The sequence below is a fragment of the Neobacillus sp. 114 genome (assembly GCF_030127045.1).
GTDB classification, from domain to species: domain Bacteria; phylum Bacillota; class Bacilli; order Bacillales; family Cytobacillaceae; genus Neobacillus; species Neobacillus rhizophilus.
In genome coordinates this window covers 5,878,144-5,900,513 of sequence record NZ_CP126144.1, presented here as the reverse complement: position 1 = coordinate 5,900,513, position 22,370 = coordinate 5,878,144, and the positions used below count along the sequence as shown (strand labels likewise).

General features: G+C 45.9%; 21 protein-coding genes. 18 read left to right on the top strand and 3 right to left on the bottom strand.

Annotated features, from left to right (window positions below; genetic code table 11):
* Nucleotides 1-52 precede the first annotated feature (52 nt).
* The 3 genes from QNN06_RS28870 to QNN06_RS28860 form a co-directional block, all read right to left on the bottom strand.
* A complete protein-coding gene (locus QNN06_RS28870) occupies nucleotides 53-1,195 on the bottom strand; it encodes an amidohydrolase family protein (RefSeq protein WP_284036530.1) in 1,143 nt (380 codons plus the stop codon).
* 8 nt (nucleotides 1,196-1,203) lie between these two features.
* On the bottom strand, nucleotides 1,204-2,301 hold the full coding sequence (locus QNN06_RS28865; protein WP_284036529.1) for an amidohydrolase family protein: 1,098 nt from the start codon (nucleotides 2,299-2,301) through the stop codon (nucleotides 1,204-1,206).
* A 92-nt stretch (nucleotides 2,302-2,393) separates the two neighbouring features.
* Nucleotides 2,394-4,016 carry an ABC transporter substrate-binding protein gene (locus QNN06_RS28860; protein WP_217036698.1) on the bottom strand — a complete coding sequence of 541 codons (1,623 nt, stop codon included), beginning with the start codon at nucleotides 4,014-4,016 and terminating at the stop codon, nucleotides 2,394-2,396.
* Nucleotides 4,017-4,245: 229 nt separating this feature from the next.
* Between QNN06_RS28860 and QNN06_RS28855 the strand changes: the two genes are divergently transcribed.
* The 18 genes from QNN06_RS28855 to pcaD all read left to right on the top strand — a co-directional run bounded on the left by QNN06_RS28855 (nucleotide 4,246) and on the right by pcaD (nucleotide 22,304).
* A complete protein-coding gene (locus QNN06_RS28855) occupies nucleotides 4,246-5,211 on the top strand; it encodes an ABC transporter permease (protein WP_213143883.1) in 966 nt (321 codons plus the stop codon).
* Entirely contained in the window at nucleotides 5,211-6,104 is an 894-nt protein-coding gene (locus QNN06_RS28850; RefSeq protein WP_217036696.1) for an ABC transporter permease, read from the top strand. Before QNN06_RS28855 ends, QNN06_RS28850 begins: the two co-directional genes overlap by 1 nt.
* A gap of 17 nt (nucleotides 6,105-6,121) precedes the next feature.
* Entirely contained in the window at nucleotides 6,122-7,135 is a 1,014-nt protein-coding gene (locus QNN06_RS28845; RefSeq protein ID WP_284036528.1) for an ABC transporter ATP-binding protein, read from the top strand.
* A complete protein-coding gene (locus QNN06_RS28840) occupies nucleotides 7,128-8,096 on the top strand; it encodes an ABC transporter ATP-binding protein (protein ID WP_217036694.1) in 969 nt (322 codons plus the stop codon). The genes QNN06_RS28845 and QNN06_RS28840 overlap by 8 nt, the downstream gene beginning before the upstream one ends.
* A gap of 124 nt (nucleotides 8,097-8,220) precedes the next feature.
* On the top strand, nucleotides 8,221-9,171 hold the full coding sequence (locus QNN06_RS28835; protein WP_213143887.1) for a DUF1177 domain-containing protein: 951 nt from the start codon (nucleotides 8,221-8,223) through the stop codon (nucleotides 9,169-9,171).
* Complete coding sequence (locus tag QNN06_RS28830; protein ID WP_217036693.1) at nucleotides 9,168-10,436, top strand: M20 family metallopeptidase; 1,269 nt, start codon at nucleotides 9,168-9,170, stop codon at nucleotides 10,434-10,436. Before QNN06_RS28835 ends, QNN06_RS28830 begins: the two co-directional genes overlap by 4 nt.
* A 196-nt stretch (nucleotides 10,437-10,632) precedes the next feature.
* Entirely contained in the window at nucleotides 10,633-11,394 is a 762-nt protein-coding gene (locus QNN06_RS28825) for an IclR family transcriptional regulator (protein WP_217036692.1), read from the top strand.
* Nucleotides 11,395-11,409: 15 nt separating this feature from the next.
* Entirely contained in the window at nucleotides 11,410-12,345 is a 936-nt protein-coding gene (locus QNN06_RS28820) for an aminopeptidase (protein WP_217036691.1), read from the top strand.
* A gap of 230 nt (nucleotides 12,346-12,575) precedes the next feature.
* Nucleotides 12,576-13,508, top strand: coding sequence for a 3-hydroxyacyl-CoA dehydrogenase NAD-binding domain-containing protein (locus QNN06_RS28815; RefSeq protein ID WP_217036690.1), 933 nt, complete (start codon nucleotides 12,576-12,578; stop codon nucleotides 13,506-13,508).
* A gap of 268 nt (nucleotides 13,509-13,776) precedes the next feature.
* On the top strand, nucleotides 13,777-14,454 hold the full coding sequence (locus tag QNN06_RS28810; protein ID WP_284036527.1) for a cyclase family protein: 678 nt from the start codon (nucleotides 13,777-13,779) through the stop codon (nucleotides 14,452-14,454).
* Between the two features lie 41 nt (nucleotides 14,455-14,495).
* The gene (locus QNN06_RS28805; RefSeq protein ID WP_213117415.1) at nucleotides 14,496-15,557 is read left to right on the top strand and encodes a zinc-dependent alcohol dehydrogenase; all 1,062 of its coding nucleotides are present in this window, start codon (nucleotides 14,496-14,498) and stop codon (nucleotides 15,555-15,557) included.
* A gap of 173 nt (nucleotides 15,558-15,730) precedes the next feature.
* Nucleotides 15,731-16,075 (top strand): DUF3870 domain-containing protein, encoded by a 345-nt coding sequence (locus tag QNN06_RS28800; RefSeq protein WP_254124804.1) that lies wholly within the window; start codon nucleotides 15,731-15,733, stop codon nucleotides 16,073-16,075.
* Between the two features lie 360 nt (nucleotides 16,076-16,435).
* Nucleotides 16,436-17,773: a short-chain fatty acid transporter gene (locus QNN06_RS28795; RefSeq protein ID WP_217036687.1), complete on the top strand. Its 1,338-nt coding sequence runs from the start codon at nucleotides 16,436-16,438 to the stop codon at nucleotides 17,771-17,773.
* Between the two features lie 246 nt (nucleotides 17,774-18,019).
* Nucleotides 18,020-18,703 carry a CoA transferase subunit A gene (locus QNN06_RS28790; protein ID WP_284036526.1) on the top strand — a complete coding sequence of 228 codons (684 nt, stop codon included), beginning with the start codon at nucleotides 18,020-18,022 and terminating at the stop codon, nucleotides 18,701-18,703.
* Complete coding sequence (locus QNN06_RS28785) at nucleotides 18,700-19,356, top strand: 3-oxoacid CoA-transferase subunit B (protein ID WP_284036525.1); 657 nt, start codon at nucleotides 18,700-18,702, stop codon at nucleotides 19,354-19,356. The genes QNN06_RS28790 and QNN06_RS28785 overlap by 4 nt, the downstream gene beginning before the upstream one ends.
* A gap of 12 nt (nucleotides 19,357-19,368) precedes the next feature.
* Nucleotides 19,369-20,562, top strand: coding sequence for a thiolase family protein (locus QNN06_RS28780; RefSeq protein WP_217036684.1), 1,194 nt, complete (start codon nucleotides 19,369-19,371; stop codon nucleotides 20,560-20,562).
* A gap of 135 nt (nucleotides 20,563-20,697) precedes the next feature.
* Nucleotides 20,698-21,438, top strand: a complete 741-nt coding sequence (locus tag QNN06_RS28775; protein ID WP_284036524.1) for a carboxymuconolactone decarboxylase family protein — start codon at nucleotides 20,698-20,700, stop codon at nucleotides 21,436-21,438.
* 80 nt (nucleotides 21,439-21,518) lie between these two features.
* Nucleotides 21,519-22,304 carry a 3-oxoadipate enol-lactonase gene (gene pcaD, locus QNN06_RS28770; protein ID WP_284036523.1) on the top strand — a complete coding sequence of 262 codons (786 nt, stop codon included), beginning with the start codon at nucleotides 21,519-21,521 and terminating at the stop codon, nucleotides 22,302-22,304.
* Nucleotides 22,305-22,370: the final 66 nt, after the last annotated feature.

Sequence of the window (22,370 nt, the reverse complement as noted above, 5' to 3'; positions counted from 1 at the left end):
TTTGTATTCTGATGCACGAGAACCGTCCCCATGCCTCACCTCAACCCACGCCTCACCCATGCTTCACCCCATTTATATACGTGCCGAGTACGTTGGCGCGGCTGTTGAATGGGTGGTGGGTCCATATGACGAAGTCGGCGTCTTTTCCTGGTTCCAAGGAGCCGACTCGGTCGTCGATGCCCGTTAGTTTGGCAGCCGTGCTTGTTATGCTTCTTAGTGCTGTCACTTCATCCAGCCCGTACCTGACTGCCTCTGCTGCACATAGGACTAGATAGTGAATCGGGATGAACGGGTGGTCGGTCATGATGGCGAATGGAATTCCGGCCTCATGGTAGAGCCTTGGTGCTTCCGGTGTGCCGTTTCGGGTTTCGTATTTTGTTGCTGGAAGCATAAACGGCCCCAAGGTCACACTTGCGCCGCTTTCTTTGATTGCTTCGAGCATCAGGTGGCCCTCGGTGCAGTGCTCTAGAGAAAGCTTAATCTGGAACTCCTTCGCAATCCGAATTGCTGTAGCAATATCATCAGCCCGGTGGCAGTGCAGATGCATCGGCATTTTTCCTTCCAGCACCTCGATAAATGGGGCTAGTTCCGTTTGACCCTCTAAAGCAGCCAGCCGCCCGGCATCAGACAACTCCAGAGCCTGCTGAAAACCCTGGCGAATCATGTGAGCCACCGCCATTCTTGTTACCGGCGATTTTTTATACGACTGTCCAAACACATTTTTCGGATTCTCGCCTAATGCTCCCTTTAAGCCGCTTTTTTCAACAACAATCATTTCATCAAGGGAGTTTCCACCCGTTTTTAAAATAGTCCAAACGCCGCCGATCGGGTTGGCGCTGCCTGTACCAGTTTGTATGGTCGTCACGCCGCCTTTTCGCGCCAGCTCGAATGAAAAATGGCGGATATCGATTCCATCAATCGCCGACATCAGCGGGGTAAAGGGGCTGGAATACTCGCAGGCATCATTAATTCGTTCATTGATTTCTCCCCATATTCCCACGTGGGTATGGATATCAATCAGCCCAGGAGTGATGACTAGCCCGTCGACAAAGATTAGCTCCGCATCAACAGGAATATCCGTATCAACTCCTGCCCTCACGACCTTCCCGTCCTGCACCCATAGGTCCGCTTTGTGCAATACAGTATTCTTTTCATCCATCGTATATATCGTTGCTCCGCGAAATATTGTCAGCATCGCTTGACTCACTCCCATCTATATACTTCTTTTCCTTTAATAAACGTCCTTACAGCCCGGGCCGTTAAATCAAGCGGGTGCTTATTCCACAAAACTAGATCCGCAAACAGCCCTTTATCTACTCTTCCGGTCAAGTGATCGATTTTTAAAAGCCTTGCCGCATCGCGGGTTAATCCGTTCAAAATCACCTTTTCCGTGACACCGGCCTTCAGCGCTAACACTCCTTCCTTTTGCAGATGGGTCACCGAGCTTACTGGATGGTCAGTGGCAAATGTAAATGGAATTTGTCCACTATACAATGCATAGTAAAGGGACGGATTTAGATGTTTTAGCTCGCCTCGTTCCATCGCTTGAAAAACTGGACCCGCAGCCACCGAAAAAGACACATCACCTGTTGGAAGATTCCACGCCAATGGATATTCAGTTCCATGAACGAGAACAAACGGAAGCTTGAATTCGCTGGCGATGCGGAAGGCGGTGGCAATGTCATCTGCCCGATGGGAACGGATGAAAACTGGCGCATCCTCCAAAGCACCAAGTGATTGAAGCTTCTTTAATGCGGTCCTGATTCTTAACGCAATCCCCATGCGCGTTAGTGGGGTCTTTGTTTTCTCCCAATAAGCATTTTTCGGAACATCCCCCATGGAAATACTAAACCCGAAACTCGGGACCACGGCCATATCATCCACCGTTTTTCCGGTTGTATGAATGACTGCGGTTCTCGCACCGACAACTGATTCCGGCGAAGACACGATGTGTGCCGTTGTTACCCCAAAGGCCACCGCATCTTCAAAAGCCTTGTCAAATGGGTAAATGCCGTCAATCACTTGGAATTCGAAGCCGTCTTCGGAATCGGGCTCGTACCCGTCATGACCTTCCCAGCGGATGCCGACTTCCTTTAAGCCAATTTGCGAGCATGTATCAATAAGCCCTGGGGTCAAATAAAGCCCGTCCGCATCAATGATGGAGGATTCAGGTAAATCCAAATCTGCAGCAGGGGGGAGAATATCGGATATGTATCCATCTTCAAGCAAGATCGTTTGCCGAGAAAAATCACCGGTGCTATCCTGGTATACTAGAGCGTTTATGATGGCTGTTGTTGCCAAAATCACTACCTTCTTTCATATATAATAGAAGAAAAGTAGAGATGGGCATCTCTACTTTTCTATCTGTGCTAAGAAAACTTCAGGTAAGCAAATTATTTTTTCAGCCAGACGTTCGTTCCGTTTGGATTCACAATTTGCAAGGAGTAGTCTGGAGATACATCGAAACCTTGGACAGATTTAGCAATACCTGCAGAAGCATCCACTGTATCAAGCTCAATTCGTGGCACGTCTTTTAAGATAATCTCAAGTGCTTGCTGGTACAGTTTTGCTCTTTCTTTTTGATCAACGGTTTCTGTGACTGCTCTGTCGAGAAGCTTGTCCACTTCAGGATTTTCGTAGCCTTTACCGTTTCCAAGTGCACCGATTTGTTTTGTATGGAACAATTGGAATAGGAAGAAGTATGGGTCTGGATACCAAGTCCAGCCGCCGATTGACATTGGCGCATTTCCTTTTGCGACTGTATCACTGTATGTTCCCCATTCAACCACTTTCAGTTCAACATCAATATTTAGGTTTTTCTTCATTTGGTTTTGAAAAATCGTACCGTATGGAACGCGGGATTCCGCAAGATATAGCTCCGTTTTGAAGCCATCTGGATATCCTGCTTCCGCAAGAAGTTTTTTCGCTTCTTTTGGATCATATGTTGGTGTTAGTTTTTCTAAATCTTTGCTGTAGCCCCAAGATCCTTTAGGAAGTGCCATGAAGGATTTCTCTGCACCGCCCCATTTGTTAACGCCTTTAACAATTTCATCAATATTTGTTGCTTTATAAATCGCTTCACGAACTTTTTTATCAGCAGTTGGACCTTTTTTATTATTAAGATCTAGGTAGGTTAAAGAAAGCGCAGGTTTTGATAATAGTTCAAGCTTAGAATCTTGCTTCACAAGCTCACGGTTTTGGCCTTTTACGTCCATACCGACATCGATATCACCGGAACGCAAAGAGTTAACCATCATATTTGGATCAGGAATGATTTTGAAAACAACGCTATCTAGATGAGGCTTTTCTCCCCAATATTTATCATGGCGGACCACTTTAATCTGGGAATCCTGATCCCAGCTTTCGATTTTGAATGGACCAGTTCCGACTAAATGGCTTCCAAATTGGTCACCCCAGCCTTCAACCTCTTCTTTCGGAACAATGACGTTACCGGCGTCTGTTAACATCGGCATTAATGCTGCATTCGGTTCAGTCAGATAAATAGCTACTTCATTTTCGCCAGTTACTTCCACTTTATCGACACCGCGTAAACGGTTCATCGCAGATTGTTTTGCGGAACGCTCAAGACTGTATTTTACGTCCTCAGCTGTCATTTTCCGGCCATCTTGGAATTTTCCTGGCTGGAAGTAAACATCATCACGTAATTTGAAGGTGTAAACCTTCATGTCATCAGATACTTTCCATTCTGTGGCAAGAGCCGGAAGAAAGTCAGACAGATCTTTGTTATAAACGATCAGTGTATCGGCAACTGAACGCATAACTTGAGATTCATAGACCCCGGTATATTTAATAGGATCCATTGTTTTTGGGTTAGCCGAAAGACCTACCTTTAATGTCCCGCCATCTTGCGGCTTACCGGCGGAAGCGGATTCTGTTTTTTCTTCCTTAGTAGATGAAGAGGAATTCGAATTGGAACCCGAAGAACAAGCGGTTAATGCCAATATAAGGGAGGCAACAACCAATAACCACCAACGGCTTAAACGTTTACCTTTCATATTTTCTCCTCCTGTTGATTCACATTGTGAACCATTAATTCTAATATTGAAACTTGAATAAAATTTATCACATAAAAAACAAAGAGTAAATAAGTTTTTAAAATTTTTGTAAAATATTTTACTTTTTGATTATTCCTTATTTACAACTTTTTTTCACGGTGATAAACTTATTCGTAATTCACATACTGAATCAGTGTTCCGAATTGTGATACAAAAAGGGAGGTAGCTTATGGGAAAGTACATTATAAGAAGGCTGTTTGATCTTCTGCCTACTATTGCCGTCGTTGCGGTCATTGTCTTTATTATTACCAGGCTCATTCCTGGGGACCCCGCTGCCGTTATGCTTGGGCCTCAGGCGAGTGTAGAAGATATCCAAGCATTAAGGGACAAGTTGGGATTAAATGATCCATTATATTTACAATTCCTTCATTATATAGGGGATTTGCTTCAGGGGAATTTTGGGGTATCACTTACCTATAATCAACCAATTGTTCAATTAATTCTAGAACGTTTCCCAAATACATTAATTTTAGCCGTAAGTGCTTTGATTATCGCCTTTGCCATCGGTGTTCCGGCGGGAATCATTTCTGCATCCAAACAAAACTCTCTATTAGACTATTCTGTTATGCTCGTTTCTTTAGTCGGCGTGTCGATGCCGATTTTCTGGCTAGGGGTTATGCTAGTGCTTTACTTTAGTGTCAATCTTGGCTGGTTCCCGGCAACTGGGATGGGCTCGATGGAAGACGGGTTAATACCGTATCTGAAACACCTCGTACTCCCAAGTATTACACTTGCCACCATTCCGATGGCGACCTTCGCCCGGATCACAAGGTCGAGTATGCTGGAAGTCATTTCGCAGGACTATATCAAAACGGCCCGCTCGAAAGGGTTAAGTGAATTCTGGGTAATTTGCAAGCATGCTTTTAAAAATGCACTTACACCACTGTTAACTGTTCTTGGCATGCAAATTTCGATGATGCTTGGCGGAGCTGTTCTAACAGAGACGATTTTCAGTTGGCCGGGCATGGGACGGTTAATTGTCGATGCCATTGACAAACGGGATTTTGTTGTTGTTCAGGGAACTGTATTGTTTATTGCTGTGATTTTCGTGCTGGTCAATCTCTTGGTTGACGTGATGTATAAAGTGGTCAACCCACGCGTGAATTATTCTTCAGGTAAGGGAGGGGCGAAATAATGGCTTCCGTTCAAAGTTCACTTTCTAAGGCAGAACCGCAAAACAAGAAGGTTAAAAAAGAAGCAGGCTTATTTAGAAAGCTGATTCGCAACCGGCTTGCAGCGGTTGGTTTATCGATTACGGTAATTATGGCGGTTATTGCGATATTTGCGCCGCTGATTGCGACACATTCACCTAATGATATGGATGTTGCCAATTCCTTGGCGGTGCCGGGTACTGCCGGTCATATTTTAGGAACGGACAACTATGGACGAGACTTGTTCAGCCGGCTTGTGTATGGAGCGCGGATTTCTTTGATTGTCGGTGTTGCTGCGGTTGTTTTCGGAGCATTTTTCGGAACATTGCTGGGGCTTGTTTCTGGCTACTTCGGCGGACGCCTTGATGCGATTATCATGCGGACGATGGACGGCTTGTTTGCTTTCCCGTTCATCTTACTGGCAATTACATTGATGACTGTTTTAGGACAAGGGCTGGTTAACGTTATTATTGCGATTGGTGTTGCCAATATTCCAGGATTTGCCCGGATTGTCCGCGGTCAAGTATTGAGTGTAAAGGAAGAAGAATTTATTGAAGTGACCCGATCATTAGGAGCGACGAACGGAAGAATTATTTTTCAGCATGTCCTGCCGAACTGTATGGCGCCATTGATTGTGTATGGAACGATGAGTGTCGCCGGTGCGATTATTTCGGAAGCTGCATTAAGCTTCCTAGGTTTGGGTGTTCAGCCGCCGACTGCTTCGTGGGGAAGCATTCTGAAAGACGGCAAGGACTTCTTGGTCATGAGTCCGCATATGGCCACATTTTCAGGGCTGTCGATTTTGCTGACAGTTCTTGGCATTAACTTATTTGGTGATGGTTTGAGGGATGCCCTTGATCCAAAAATGAAAGTTTAGAAGATGGGGGGATTGGCATGTCAGATACTTTATTAAAGGTAGAAGATTTGGAAGTGCATTTCCGTTCTTCATCTTCAGTTGTAAAGGCCGTAAATGGGGTAAGTTTTACCTTGAAAAAGAAGGAAACATTGGGGATTGTCGGCGAGTCAGGTTCTGGAAAAAGTGTAACAGCAACCGCGCTGCTTCGCCTGATTCCAAATCCGCCTGGAAAAATTGCCGGAGGGAAGATTTCGTTTGATGGGAAGGACCTCTTATCCTTATCGGATAAAGAAATGCGTTCCATCAGAGGAAATGAGATTTCGATGATTTTTCAGGACCCAATGACCAGCTTGAATCCGGTGTTTACGGTGGGGAATCAAATTATGGAATCCATCCGTACGCACCAGAAGGTTTCGAAAAAGGAAGCGAAAAAAGCCGCGATTGATATGTTGAAGCTGGTGGGAATCCCAGAGGCGGAAAAGCGGATTGAGATGTATCCCCATGAATTTTCCGGAGGGATGCGGCAGCGGGTGATGATTGCGATTGCCTTGGCATGTAACCCGAAGCTGTTGATTGCCGATGAACCGACAACCGCTCTGGATGTAACCGTTCAAGCGCAAATCCTGGATTTAATGAGGCATCTGCAGGATACCGTTAACACGTCGATTATCATGATTACCCACGATTTAGGGGTCGTCTGGGAGATGTGTGACAAGGTAATTGTTATGTATGCGGGGAATACGGTCGAATCGGGCAGTGTAAAGGCAATCTTTGATAATCCACTTCACCCATATACATGGGGATTGTTAGATTCACAGATTACCAGTGACATCGGGAACGAGGAAAGGCTTTCGGCGATTCCGGGCACACCGCCTGATTTGCGACAGGAAATTCTTGGGTGCCATTTTGCGGAGCGTTGTCCATATGCTCAAGATATTTGTTTTTCCAGAAAGCCGGAGCTTATTGAGGTAGAGGAAGGCCATTTTGCCTCCTGTCATTTCCAATTGAAAGATCAGCGTCTGGAAAGAAAGGAGAAGGTGCATCATGGCTGAAGCCATTATTAAGGTAGAAAACTTAAGAAAGCATTTCCCTATTCAGGATCCGCTTCCTTTTAAAAAATCAACGCAGAGTGTCAAGGCAGTCGATGGCGTCAGCTTCGATGTATTTCGCGGTGAGACGCTGGGGATTGTTGGTGAATCCGGCTGTGGCAAGTCGACAATGGCCAGGCTCATCAACCAATTAATCCGCCCCACTGAAGGAAAGGTTTTATTTAAAGGGCAGGATCTTGCGGCAATGGGGCCGAAGGAAATCCGCGACTCGCGGAAATCCATTCAAATGGTGTTCCAAAATCCGTATGCTTCCTTGGATCCAAGAAAAACGATTAAACAGCTCATTGCCGAACCATTGGAAATCCATAAAGTAGGCGATAAAGCATCCCGGTTAGAACGTGTTCGTGAATTGTTGGAGGTTGTCGGCCTTAGCAGCTATCACGCTGACCGTTATCCGCACGAATTCTCGGGCGGCCAGCGGCAGCGGATTAATATCGCCCGCGCCTTAGCGTTGAACCCGGATGTGATAATTTGCGATGAACCGGTGTCGGCCCTGGACGTATCTGTGCAGGCACAGGTTATTAATCTATTAAAAGACCTGCAGAAGCAATTTCAACTTACTTATATCTTTATCTCGCACGATTTAAATGTGGTCCGCTATATGTGTGATCGGATTGCCGTGATGTATTTAGGGAAAATTGTGGAGATTGGTACCTACGAAGAAATCTATCAAAACCCGCTTCACCCTTATACGAGAGCCCTGCTTTCGGCGGTTCCAAAGGAAAGTCCGTATGACAAAAAAGAGCGGATTCTATTAAAAGGGGATGTGCCAAGTCCGGTCAATCCACCTTCCGGCTGCCATTTCCACCTAAGATGCCCATATGCGGTAGAAAGCTGCAAGTCAGTTGTTCCAGAGTTGAAACAGAATGGAGACGGGCAGCGGGTAGCGTGCCATCTTTATTAGGAAAGCCAGTAAAAAGTCTCGAAGGGTGCCTGTAACCGCTCGAAAAATGTCGAATATAAAAGGCTGGTTTGTTCTTATTCGTGCGGACCGCCTTTAAAATATATTAAATCTGGAGGTTTTTTCGATGTCATTAAAACATGTAATGGAGTTAATAGAGGTTTTGGATAGTATTCATGTAACTGGACATGATGTGAAGAATTACCTGGAAGCCATCTCTAATGTTGGGGAAATTACCGTCAAAACGGTTGAAGGCAATCAAGGTTCCACTGACTTTATCAAAATTGTTATTCCAGGTGAAGAAGGTAAGTCGAAAGGCGGAAATGCTCCTACTCTGGGCATTATCGGCCGCTTAGGCGGAGTTGGGGCCCGTCCGGAGGTAAAAGGATTCGTATCCGACGGAGACGGGGCTTTATCCTGCGTGGCTGCAGCAGCTAAATTATTGGATATGACGGGGAAGGGCGACCGCCTAAAAGGGGATGTGATCCTCACCACCCATATTTGTCCAACTGCACCAACCTTGCCGCATGATCCTGTGCCGTTCATGAATTCACCGGTTGATATCTTAACGATGAATCAGCATGAAGTGACAGAGGAAATGGACGCTATTCTATCTGTGGACACAACAAAAGGAAATATGATTACCAATCATAAAGGATTTGCCATTACACCGACTGTCAAGGAAGGCTATGTTTTAAAAATCAGCACGGACTTATTGCATATTTATACCCAATCAGCGGGCATTCTGCCTGTAACGCTGCCGATCACAACACAGGATATTACTCCATACGGAAATGGCGTTTATCATGTCAACAGTATTCTCCAGCCGGCAGTCGCGACTAAGAGCCCAGTTGTGGGTGTGGCGATTACGACGGAAACTGCCGTAGCCGGCTGCGGAACAGGCGCAACCCATCCGACCGATGTCGAGCAGGTTGTCCGTTATGTAATAGAAGTAGCCAAGCTTTATGGCGAAAATAAATGTTCTTTCTACGATGCTGAAGAATTTGACCGCTTAGAGCAACTATACGGGAAAATGACTCATCTACAAACAAAAGGAAATCAGGTGACTGCAGGATGACAGACATTACTGCGTTAAAACAAAGATTAATCGATGAAGTGGAAGCAAGAAAAGAAGAATTGATTGAGCTTTGCAGCTCGTTGATCAAAATTCCGAGCGAAAATCCGCCCGGAGATTCTACTGAAATCTCTGAGTTTATTGCCAATTACCTTAGTCAATATGGGCTTGAATCGGCATGGCACGAATCAAGCGACAAAATGTATAATTTGATTTCCAGCATTGGCGGGGAAGAAGGGAAACATTTAATTTATTGCGGGCACACGGATGTCGTGCCTGCAGGCGATCTATCCAAATGGGATTTCGATCCCTTTTCCGGCGAAGTGAAGGATGGTTGGCTTTTGGGCAGGGGAGCAAGCGACATGAAAGCCGGTCTCGGCGGGATTATTTTTGCCTTCGCCCTTTTGAAACAGTTAGATGTTGAACTTCCTGGAAAACTTACTCTTGCCATCGTTCCTGATGAGGAAACGGGAGGGGAGTTTGGGGTTCCTTGGCTGTTGGAGAAAGGTCTTATTAAAGGGGACGGCGCGTTAATTGCTGAACCATCTTCCCGTTTAAATCCAACCATTGGCCAAAAAGGCTCGTACTGGTTTGAGCTTGAAGTATTTGGCGAACCAGGACACGGAAGTCTTTCACCACTGGCAGGAAATAATGCTATCACCGATGCTATTGCAGCGATTGAAAAAATCAGAACCTTGTGGGATTTGAAAATTACCATTCCTGAAGAGGTTCAAGGTTTAATAGAAGTTTCCAAGAAGTATATGCGTGAGATTGAAAAAGAGCGCGAAAAGTTCCAGCCGGTTTTAGAAAGAATCACGGTCAATATTGGGACCATTCAGGGCGGGACGAAATCCAATGTCATTCCCGAAAGCTGTAAGGTTCAGGTGGATTGCCGCCTGCCGTTTGGGGTAACGCGTGATGAAGTTACAGCCTATTTGAAAAAGAATTTGGATGAACTGGGCATCCGCTATGAAATCCGTCCGTTTGGCTTCCGAAGCCATGCCAATTATACACCTGCTGATGATCCAGTATGTAAGGCAATTGTCGATAACATTAGCTTCGTGACCGAAGAGGACGCCTACGGTGTGATGCAGTGGGCAAGCAGTGATGCTCGTCATTTCAGAGATTACAATATCCCTGTGTTACAATATGGTCCAGCTTATTTACCTACTATCCACGGGTACAATGAGAGGGTTCAAGTAGAAGATATCGTCCGCTGTGCAAAGGTTTATGTCGCGGCAGTGATCGATTTTCTATATCAAAAATAATTCAGATAAAGGCAGCGCCTTACTACACGCTGCCCAGGCTATTGATGCAGTTACTTCCTCTAAACCCTTTTCTCCCTTTGTGGTTTAGAGGGGGTAACTGTTTATTAATGCCAAAAATCTTCTTGATTTTTACAGCCATTAATTATGCTATAATAATATCAACTATTTGTATTGGAAAAGGGGGACTACCTTCCTCATGTTAAAAACTTTAAATTTAGCACTACAGGTGCTTATGATGTTTACAAAAGAAAAGCCAGTTTGGGGCGGGAGAGAATTGGCCAACGAACTGGGGTTGAATCATACAAATATATATCGCATTCTCGAAACTTTAGAGAAAAATAGATTCATTTCAAAAGATAAAGTGACAAAAAAGTATTCTTTAGGCTATGCCACCTGGGAATTAGGCATGATTATGTATGAAAACTTGAATGTCACGAAATTAATCCGTCCGATTCTAAACCGATTAAAGGATGAAACCGGAGAATCTATTTTTCTAACAGTCTTGGATGGACATGAAGCGGTTACGCTTGATGTTGTGGAGCCGGAAAATAAAGTGAAGTTTTCTGTTTCAGCAGGAAGCAGGGCACCGTTATATGTCGGCGCTTCCTATCGAACAATTTTAGCCTATTTGCCGAATGAATATGTAGAATCTATTATTGAAAACGGTCTGGTAAAATATACAAAAACGACGATGACAGACCCTGATGAACTTCGAAGAGAGCTAGAAATAATCAGAGAGAAGGGCTGGGGCCAAAGCCAGGGGGAATATACGGCGGAGGTTAGGGCTATTGCCGTTCCGCTATTTGATAGCGAGGAGATTGTTGGTTCCGTTACTGTTTCCGGTCCTATTTTTCGAATGGCCGAAGAAAAAATACAGGAATATCTTCCTCTATTGATGGCGGCAAGAGATGAGATCGGTGACGTTATCAAAAGATATCAATTGAAATTGAGAGTATAGCTTGGAGGGAATGGCATGCAAGCATTAATTGGGGTTGCCACATCAATTCTTACCCATAATTTGAATGTTAAAGAAAACGAGCACATTTTAATTGTGACGGACCCAGAATCGTACGAAATCGCTGATATTTTCTATCAAGCTGGGATTGTGCTAGGGACTGAAACGCAGGTTATCAAGATGAAAACAAGGACGAAGTCCGGCGAAGAACCGCCGCGGGCCGTTGCGGAAGCGATGAAGGCTGTCGAGGTTGTTCTTTGTATTACTCATCATTCGCTGACGCATACCCGCGCAAGAAAAGAAGCCTCTGCACAAGGAGCGCGGGTGGCAACGATGCCTGGAGTCACCATGGACATGCTCCAAGAAGGGGCCATCACGGCCGATTATTCGGAGGTTGAGAAGTTAACCGCCTATTATTGCGAACTTTTAGATAAGGGCGAATTTGTTACGATTGAAAAGGATCATACGAAACTGACCTTCTCCATTAAGGAAAGACGGGGAATTCCGAGCACAGGCGTGTTTCGGGAAAAAGGCGAATCCGGCAACCTTCCTTCCGGGGAAAGCTACATAGCGCCTCTTGAGGATTCTGCAAATGGAACGATCATTGTCGACGGTTCCATCGCAGGAATCGGTGTCTTGAAGGAACCTATCACATTAACGCTGGAGCATGGCCGTTTGGTAGATGCCAGCGGCGAAGACGGAAAACGATTGCTGGAAATACTAGGTGATGGAAACGGCCGAATCATCGCCGAATTTGGCATCGGTACCAACAAAAAAGCCCGCCTGACCGGCAACGTCCTAGAAGACGAAAAAGTCTTCGGAACCGTTCACATCGCCTTTGGCAGCAACAAACCATTCGGCGGTACCAACGAAGCCGGCGTCCACATCGACTGCGTCATCAAAAACCCCGCAGTCACAATGATGCAGGGAGACGGTTCTTATGTCGCATTTTGAGGCATGGGGACGGTTCTTGTGCATCACTTGACGAAATCTAAATTTGGAAATATCATAATAATATAAACAGTTTTAATAGTTAATGAGAAGCAGTTTCTTAATGGTGAAATTACCCGTTTCATGTAATTTAGGATACCTAGCTTTCCATTTAAAGATAGGGATGTTTCTATTCTTATTTTTTATGGGAGCTGGGTTTTTTTATTTTTAAAATAAGGAGGGAAAACGCTCGTATGGATAATAGAAAAATTACGGTTGTCGGTGCGGGAACGATGGGCAGGGGAATTGCTCAATTACTTGCGCAGCATCATGTAAACGTTCACATGGTAGAACAGAACCAGACAATCCTGGGCGAAGCGAAGGAGAAAATCAGGGGCCAGTATGAGGTTTTAAGAGAATATGAGTTTATCACTGAACATGAAATGAATGAGGCACTCGGCCGGATCTCACTTTCAGACAGCCTTCAAGATGCGCAAAACTCCTGGATGGTGATTGAGGCCATTCCGGAAGTCTTGGAGTTAAAGCAAACTCTCTTTCAAACGCTGGAAGAGTTTTGCGGTCCAGCGACAATTTTTGCAACGAACACTTCGGGGTTATCGATTAATCAAATCAGCGTACAGCTAATGCACCGTGAGCGCTTCATCGGCACGCATTTTTTCATGCCGGCGGCGATTATTCCGTTAGTGGAAGTCATTCGCGGGGACGAGACTTCGAATCAAGTCTGTGATGAAGTCATGCAATTTTTCAAAAAAATCCATAAAGAACCTGTCTTAATCCAAAAAGACATTCCGGGCTTCATCGGCAACCGAATTCAGCATGCGATGGCGAGGGAGGCGATATCGCTGCTGGAGGAAGGGATTGCGACTGCGGAGGAAATCGATACGGTTGTCCGCTGGAGTCTTGGTGTCCGGCTACTCTTCACCGGTCCACTCGAGCAGCGAGACCTGAACGGCTTGGACGTCCACCACCATATTGCTTCCTACCTCTATAAGGATTTGGAAAACAGGACCGAACCTTCCCGCCTGCTTTCGGAAAAAGTCCAAAATGGCGAGCTCGGAACAAAAACAGGCAAAGGGTTTTATGATTGGGACAAGGACTCCCAGGCGGCCGCCATTCAGACGAAAAATGCCCAGCTGCTTCAGTTGATGAAATGGATCCGGAAGTAGAGCGGCCCACTAATTATTTTAGGCCGCTTTCGCAAATATTGTTGCTTCTTTCTATAGAATTGACGTAGAAAAGAGCAAAATTACACCTATTTCGTGGTGATTTCAGATTTTATTTGCGAATCCAGCACTTTTATTTGCGATTTTATGAGTTTTATTTGCGAATTCACCCTTTTTATTTGCGATTTTGCAATTTTTAATTGTGAATCCTTAATAACCAACAATCTTTTAGAAAAGAGTCTTTTTAAAAAACTACCAGAGGTGCATAACGATGAAAACAGTAGATTTATCAGTAGTGTTGTACGACGGCTTAGTTTCTTTCCCATCCCATCCCAAAGTCGTGTTCATGGACCATATTACTCACGATTTTTCAAAACCAAGATATACGGCGCCTTGTGAAGGCTATGCTAGCAAGATATTCATGATGTCCGACCATAGCGGCACGCACATGGATGCCCCCTATCATTTTTTCAAAGATGGTTTAACGATCGAGCAGATTCCGATTGATGCGACGATGGGGGACGCTGTTTTAATTGATTGTTCGGATAAAAATCCTGCAGAACCGGTAACGCGGGAAATGGTAGAAGCGGTGGTTGAGAGGGACCAGCTTGAAATTAAAGAGAATAGCATTGTTCTGTTCCGCTGCTGGGACGGGGAGTGGAATGCCGAAGGCTTCCATGAGTGCAAATCCCTTGCTCCTTCAGTCGGGGATTGGGTTGTCGAAAATAAAATTAAAGCAATCGGCCTGGACCTGCCAAATGCTGATATCAATGAAAATATGCAAAGGGATGTCCACCTGGCCCTGCTGAGCAGAAATATATTAATTATGGAAAATATCGTCAATCTCGAAAAACTTTCCAAAAAACATTTCTATTTTATTGGAACTCCTTTGAATTTAAAGGGGTTAACAGGTTCTCCGATCAGGGCGATTGCGGTGGAAGAGTGGTAAATATTTTTTTAGAAAAATAAATCCAGGAAGGGTGAGAAAAATTGAAAGCAGTTGTCAAAGCCACAAGAGACCACGGCGTAGAAGTAAAAGACGTTGAAACTCCTAATCTGAAAGATAACGAAGTGCTAGTAAAGGTCGAGGCCGTTAGCATTTGCGGGAGTGACCTGCACATGTACGAGGGGATGCGCGCCTATGAGTGGGTGGCGACGCCCGTCATTCTCGGCCATGAATTTGCTGGAAGAGTCGTTGGCGTGAACAATCCCGAACATGAGCACCTGTTGGACAGCCGGGTCATCATCAATCCATATGTGGCCTGCGGCGAATGTGCGAATTGCCAGCGGGGCAGAACGAATCTTTGTGATCACGGCAAAGGCGCGATGGATAAGGTGCCGGCGAAATCCCTGCAATATGGTTTCCGGCAAAATGGCGGAATGGCCGAATACGCAGCGATTCATTATAAAAACGTCCTGCCGATTCCGGAAACAATGCCGATTGAGGTGGCCGGCATGCTCGAGGCGCTTGGCATTGGCGTTCGTGCGCTTGAACGCGCTGACATTCTGCCGGGTGACACGGCTGTTGTTATCGGACCGGGTCCTATCGGTCTGTCCCTAATCGCATCCTTATCCAGCCTCGGCTTGAAAAAGCTGATTGTAACAGGCTTGTCTATCGATGAAGAAAGACTGCAGCTGGCCAACGAATTAGGTGCAACGGATATTGTGTATGCCGACCAGGTTAACGATGTTGAGGCCATCTCCGAGCTGACAAATGGCCAGGGCGTCGACCATGTGTTTGAAACAAGCGGCTTCCATCAATCAATGGTGTCTGGGGTCAGAATGTGCACAAAAGGCGGCGAACTGTTGTTGGTTGGCATTTCCGCTAAGGAAACTGTGCTGCCATCAAATGAAATTGTCCGTGGCGAAGTAACGGTCAAAGGGGTATACGGCGTAACCGAGCAAACCTTGAAGCGAACCATCGCCATGGCGGCATCCGGAAAATTCCCGTATCTGAAGCTGGTTTCCCATGTCCTTCCGCTAGAAAAAGCAGTCGAAGGCTTCGAAGTCGGCATCCAAAAACAAGGGGTCAAAGTGATCTTAAAACCATAATGAGGCGTGGGGACGGTTCTCGTGCCTCAGTTCATTTCCTTCCGTTTGCAAGAACAGGAACCGTTCCCTTGTCAAAATGATGCATAAGAACCGTCCCCATGCCTCACGATAACATTGAACGGGCGCGAAGACTCTAGTAAAATAATAGTAGTAAAACTAAGGGAGGGTCCAACTTGAATTCACAACATGAGATGAATACGGTGTTAGTGACTGCCTATGCGAAGGCGCCGACAGGAAGTGCGATGTACGAGATATATAAGCATGCCGGAATTGTTCTGGAAATTGATCCGACCAACCATTCCATTGTGGACGTTGAGTTTACGTTTATTACCGATTTGGCCAAGGACTTTATCAAGCGGCTTGTGATCGGCTACAATTTGTCGAATGGTGTAGACGAGCTTGTCAAACGGATTGAAGGGCATTACTTTGCACCTTCGGTTAATTCCGTGATTGTTGCGTTAAAAGCTGCTCATAAAAGGTATTTTGAAAAAATAAATCAATTGGAAAATAAAAAATAATTTGACAACTAAGCGCAGGATATATTATAGTTTTTTTATAAAATAAATACCTTTCGAAAAGCGTCTTCTTAACGCTGGAATTACCCATTCCACCTTAAATTAAGAATACCCAGCTTTTCCAAAAGACAATAGGGAACCCTTGTGTTTTCTTATTCCTTTTGGCACAGCTGGGTATTTTTTATTGGCTTCATGGAGGTGAGCAGCAGTACAGCTAACGCTGTTAACCATTATTTGTTAATGAGGAAACCTTTTCGATTCCTTTACAATAATGATAGAAGCTTTACCGAAGGGGATTTTTTTCAAATGAAATGAAAGCGTTAACCTTAAACTATTTTTCTAAAACAACAAGGGGGCGAAAGCATGGAGAAAATTACTGGTTTTTTCACGAATCTGATGAGGAAGTATCTTCCCGATCCATTCGTGTTTGCGATTGGATTGACCATTTTGACACTGATCTTGGCCGTTCTTGTCGAAGGACAGGGATTCGTGGCCGCTACAACCAGCTGGGGAGCTGGCTTTTGGAATCTGTTATCTTTTACGACCCAGATGGCTGTCATCCTGGCGATGGGCTATGTGCTGGCGAAGGCGCCGATTATTGACCGATTCTTAAATAAAATTGTTTCACTCGTTCATACACCAAGAATGGCCATTATCGTTGCAACATTGGTCGGGGGAATCGGCAGTTACTTGAACTGGGGCTTTGGTTTAGTAATTGGGGGAATCATCGCCAAGAAACTCGCTTTAAAGGTTAAAGGGGTTCACTACCCGCTGATTATCGCAGCAGCGTACAGCGGATTTACGTTATACGGATTAGGTCTTTCTGCTAGTATTCCAGTGTTGATTTCAACACCTGGCCACCCGATGGAAAAAGCAATGGGCGTCGTGCCGCTATCGGAGACCATTTTTTCAATACCAATGCTAGTTACCAGCTTGATCGTTATCATCACACTTCCTTTATTGAATGCTTGGCTGCATCCGAAGAAGAAGGAAAATGTTATTGAAATCAATCCGGAGATTGAAGCGCGGGAACAGGTGGCAGCAGCATCTGCCCTTGGCAATGAAGAAGTGACGTTTGCAACCAAGTTAAACAACAGCCGTTTGCTTTCATTGGCAATTGGAATTATCGGTATCATTTATGTCGTGTCCTTCTTTTCAAAGGGTGGCAAATTAGATTTAAACATGATCAACTTTATTATTCTTTTCCTTGGCATTATCCTTTTAGGAACTCCAGCAAACTATGTTTCTAGTTTAAATGACGGAATTAAGACGATTTCCGGAATCATCCTGCAATATCCGTTCTATGCCGGGATCATGGCGATTATGGCAGGGTCCGGTTTGGTGGATACCATTGCCCACTGGTTTGTGCAATTCTCTTCAGCCCATACACTGCCATTCTGGGGACTGGTCAGCTCGTTCGTGATCAACTTCTTTGCTCCATCTGCCGGCGGACACTGGGTCGTTCAAGGGCCATTCATGATCGATGCGGCGAAGGAATTGCACGCATCCATCGCTCATACGTCCATGTCCGTTATGCTCGGAAATGCCTGGAACGATTTAGTCCAGCCGTTTTGGATCTTGCCGGCGCTGGCTCTATCAAATCTTAAGTTAAAAGACGTTATGGGTTACACCGTTGTCATGATGTTCTGGGTTGGGATTATCTATTGTGGTGCTGTTCTACTTTGGGGATTCTTTGGGTAAAAATAAAATAGTATAATATAATAGAAGAAATCGGGTCACAAGTTGACTGCGATGATAGAAAGTTGAGATCTTCACGGTGAGAACGGCATCCCCGTTTTCACAATAATGAGGGTAGCCCAGCCTTTCTAAAAGAAGTGCACTAGAGTTGCGCTTTCTTTTGGGATGGCTGGGCTTTTTGTTTGAAAAAAAATGTCGGAAATGAACGCCAGAATAGTTTAGGCGGATCAATTTTAAGAGGTGATCGAAATGCAAAAACAAATGAAGCCAGAAGAGGCAATTCAAAAAATTCAATCGGGACACACCCTAATGGTAGGCGGGTTCGGCCTTGTCGGGGCGCCGTTAACATTGATTGACGAACTGACACGCCACAATGTCAACCAGCTGACTGTCATCAGCAATAATCTTGGAGAGGCTGGCAAAGGCCTGGGGATATTATTGCGCCAGGGAAAAATCAAAAAAGCAATTGGTTCTTATTTTACCAGCAATCGTGAGGTCGGCGATTTTTATAATCAGGGCAAGCTTGAGATTCAATTGATGCCGCAGGGAACAATGTCTGAATCGATTCGTGCAGGCGGTGCCGGGATTGGCGGTTATTTTACAAAAACAAGTGCCGGAACGGAGCTGGCAAAAGGGAAAGAAACGCGAGAAATCAATGGCGAGCTTTATGTGCTCGAGTCTCCATTGAAAGCCAATGTTGCGCTTGTCAAGGCGGCAAAAGCTGACACGCTTGGAAACTTGGTTTACTACAAAACAGCGCGGAATTTTAATCCGTTAATGGCAACGGCAGCGGATTTTGTGATTGCCGAGGTCGATGAGATTGTCGAAGCGGGCGAGCTTTCACCTGAAGAAATCGTCACCCCGCATTTATTCGTAGATGCGATTGTCCAAAGCCAATTGATTTTAAGCAAAGAAGGAGTTGTTTCCAAATGACCAACAAAGATATTCAAGAGTTGATAGCTAAGCGCGCGGCAGCAGAACTGAAGCCAAACTCGGTTGTGAACCTTGGAATCGGGATTCCAACGCTTATCGCGAAATATGTCGAGCCGGGTTCGGTCTTTTTCCACACTGAAAATGGAATGCTTGGGGTGGAAGAGCTGACGAGCGAAGAGGATCTTGATCCAAGCTTGGTCAATGCCGGAAAGCTGCCTATTTCAGAAGGTATTGGGGCGTCTTACTTTAATAGCGCCGAATCATTCGCCATGATACGCGGCGGGCATGTGAATATCGCCATCCTTGGTGCGCTTCAGGTCGATCAGGAAGGCTACATTGCCAACTGGGCGATTCCTGGAAAAAATATCATGGGTGTCGGCGGCGCGATGGATCTGTTGAGCGGGGCCGGCAAGGTGATTGTTACGACCAATCATACCTCGAAAAATGGCGAGTCGAAAATCGTGGCGCAGTGTTCGTATCCGATTACTTCTCTTCGGAAGGTCGATGTCATCATAACCGAATTGGCGGTATTTAAGATTGAAGACGGAAAGCTCGTGCTGAAGGAATTAATGCCGGGTGTGAGCTTGGATGAAGTGAAGGAAAAAACCGAGGCGTCTTTTGAAATAAGTGAATCGCTCTTGGCGTTACAATAGGGGGATGTAATCATGGATAATCGAGTATTTGTGGTCAGCGCCCAGCGGACCGCGGTTGGAAAAATTGGCGGGGCTTTGAAGGACCTGCAGCCGGATGAACTGCTGGTGCCGTTATTTAAGGACTTGCTGGAGAAAAATTTAATTCCGGTTGAGGAAATTGATGAAGTCATTATTGGTCAGGCAAAGCAGAGCCAGGACCAATCCAATATTGCGAGGAAGGCGCTTTTGATGGCGGACCTGCCTGAATCACTGCCAGGCTATACCGTTCATCGCGCCTGCGGTTCCGGCATGCAGGCTATCCATAATGCGTTTATGGCAATTCGGTCCGGCATCGGCCATGCCTATATTGTCGGCGGGGTCGAAAGCATGAGTGCCGCCCCTTATTACATCCGCAATGGCCGCTACGGCTTCCTGTCCGGAAATGCGGAAATTCTGGACCCGAATAAAGAGAGCCAGCCTGGTTCACAGCCTGAGGATAAATATGGCCGGCTGGTGATGGGAATGACGGCTGAGAATCTTGCTGAAGACTACGCCATTTCCCGCGAGGAACAGGATGTTTTTGCCTATGAAAGCCAGGTGAAAGCGCATGAAGCGATCGAAAGCGGCGCCTTTGAGGATGAAATTGTTCCTGTGAAGATTTTTCAAAAAAAGGGCGAGCCAATTGTCTTTTCGGTAGATGAGCACCCTCGGAAAACCAATTTGGAAAAATTGGCTGCACTGAAGCCTGCCTTTAAAAAGGACGGAACGGTGACAGCCGGGAATGCCTCCGGATTGAATGACGGAGCTTCAATGCTGCTAGTGGTATCCGGGGATATGGTCGAAAAATATCAGCTCGAGCCGTTAGCAGAAATTACGGCGCTAGGCCTTTCCGGTGTACAACCTGACCGGATGGGAATCGGACCGGTGGAAGCGAGTGAAAGAGCGTTAAAAATGGCTGGAATCAGCAAAGACGAGTTGGATTTGGTAGAATTAAATGAAGCGTTTGCAGCCCAGGCACTGGCGTGTCTGAAAGAATTGCAGATACCGCTGGAAAAGGTAAATGTCAACGGCGGAGCCATCGCCCTTGGCCACCCAATCGGCAACAGCGGCGCCAGAATCTGCGTATCGCTCATCCACGCCATGAACAAACGACAAGCCAAATGGGGCCTCGGCACCCTATGCATCGCCGGCGGCCAAGGAATCGCCACAGTTTTTCGTTCAGTATGAGGCATAGGTGAGGCATGGGGAGGCAAGGGGACGGTTCTCATGCATCATTTTTTGAGGCAGAGGGACGATTCTCGTGCATCACTTTTTGGTTCATGGGGACGGTCCTTAGAAAAATAAATGTTTGGAGATGGTTACATGTCAACAGAATTTAATGGGTTGGAATTTTTCGAACAGGTATACGGTCAGGTTCCAGAATGGGTAGCCAAAATGCATCATTTTGCTCCTAAGGCGCTTGAATATTACACAAAATTACGGGGCGAAATTTTAGTAGACGGAGCCCTTTCCAAAAAAGAAAAAGAATTAATCTTAGTCGGCATCAATGCAGCGCGTCGCTATGAACGCAGCATGATCTACCATACCAAAGGCGCCATCGACTCAGGTGCAACTCTCGAAGAACTTGCAGACATCCTATCCGTCTGCATCATCTCCAGAGGCATCCCAGCCTGGTTCACCGGCGTAAAAGCCCTCGAATATGCGGTTTCTGACCTTGGAGTGATGCAAGGGGACGGTTCTCCTGTCGCATTTTTGGAAGATGAAGAGGTTAGTGCTCTAGCATATTATGAAAAGGAAGCAGGCGGAGAACTTCCTGGCTGGGTGAAGGTTTTACATCAATACAACCCGGCATGTCTAGAAGGATACGCTGACTTAAGAAAAACAGTCCTACGAGACCATGTTGTCTCTCGTAAACTGAAAGAACTAGTTTTAGTCGGAATCAACGTCGCGGAAATGTATCCAAAAGGAATCGAGCTCCATATCAACGGAGCCAAAAAATTCGGAGCAACCGACGCCGAAATCGCCGACGTCTCCCTAGTTGCCCTACTGACTGCAGGCATCCCAGCCTGGTTTGAAGGCAGCGATTTTTTAGAAGTTGAGTGATGTGTAGGTGATGCAAGGGGACGGTTCTCCTGCTTCATCCCTTTTTAAAAGGCTATTATAAGTTACAGGGGTGTTTTTTCATGAATTTTATCGATGTTAACGGGGTTCGTCTGCATTACCGTTTTGACGGGGCGGAGGAGCTTCCGGTTATAGTCCTATCCAACTCGCTAGGAACGGACCTTACCATGTGGGATCCCCAAATAGAAGAGTTAACGAAATATTTCCGTGTGCTGCGTTATGACACACGGGGTCATGGGGCTTCAGATGTCCCTGCTGGTCCCTATTCCATTGATCAGCTTGGCCAGGATGTTGTGGGCCTATTAGACGGTTTGGGGATTGAGCGTGCCCACTTTGCCGGCGTTTCGATGGGCGGCATGACTGGCATGTGGCTGGCGCTGAATGCTCCCGAGCGCCTTGGAAAACTGGCACTATGCAATACGGCTGCCTTTATCGGGCCGCGTGAAATTTGGGATACCAGAATTTCTGCTGTGCAAAACAGCGGGATGGGGCCAATCTCTGAGGGTGTCATAGCGCGTTGGTTTACAGAATCCTACGTGCAGCAAAGGCCGGAGGAAGTGGAGCAAGTCAAAAAGGTGTTTTTAGAAACGGCTGCAGATGGCTATGCTGCGGCCTGTGCCGCGGTCAGGGACATGGACGAGCGTGACACGGTGGAAAATATTACCGTGCCGACATTGGTCATCTCGAGCAAAGATGACTTGGCTACTCCTCCACGCGACGGTCAGTACTTAACCGGCCAAATTGAGGGTGCACGTTATGTTGAACTTGAAGGGTCACACCTTTCCAATATCGAAACCTCAAAAGAGTTTACAAAGGCATTGGTAGATTTTCTGCGAGGGATTGCTTAAATTCTTATAGAAAAAAATACCTTTAACCGTCATATCACAGCCTAAAGCCCAACTAGCAATCGTCCG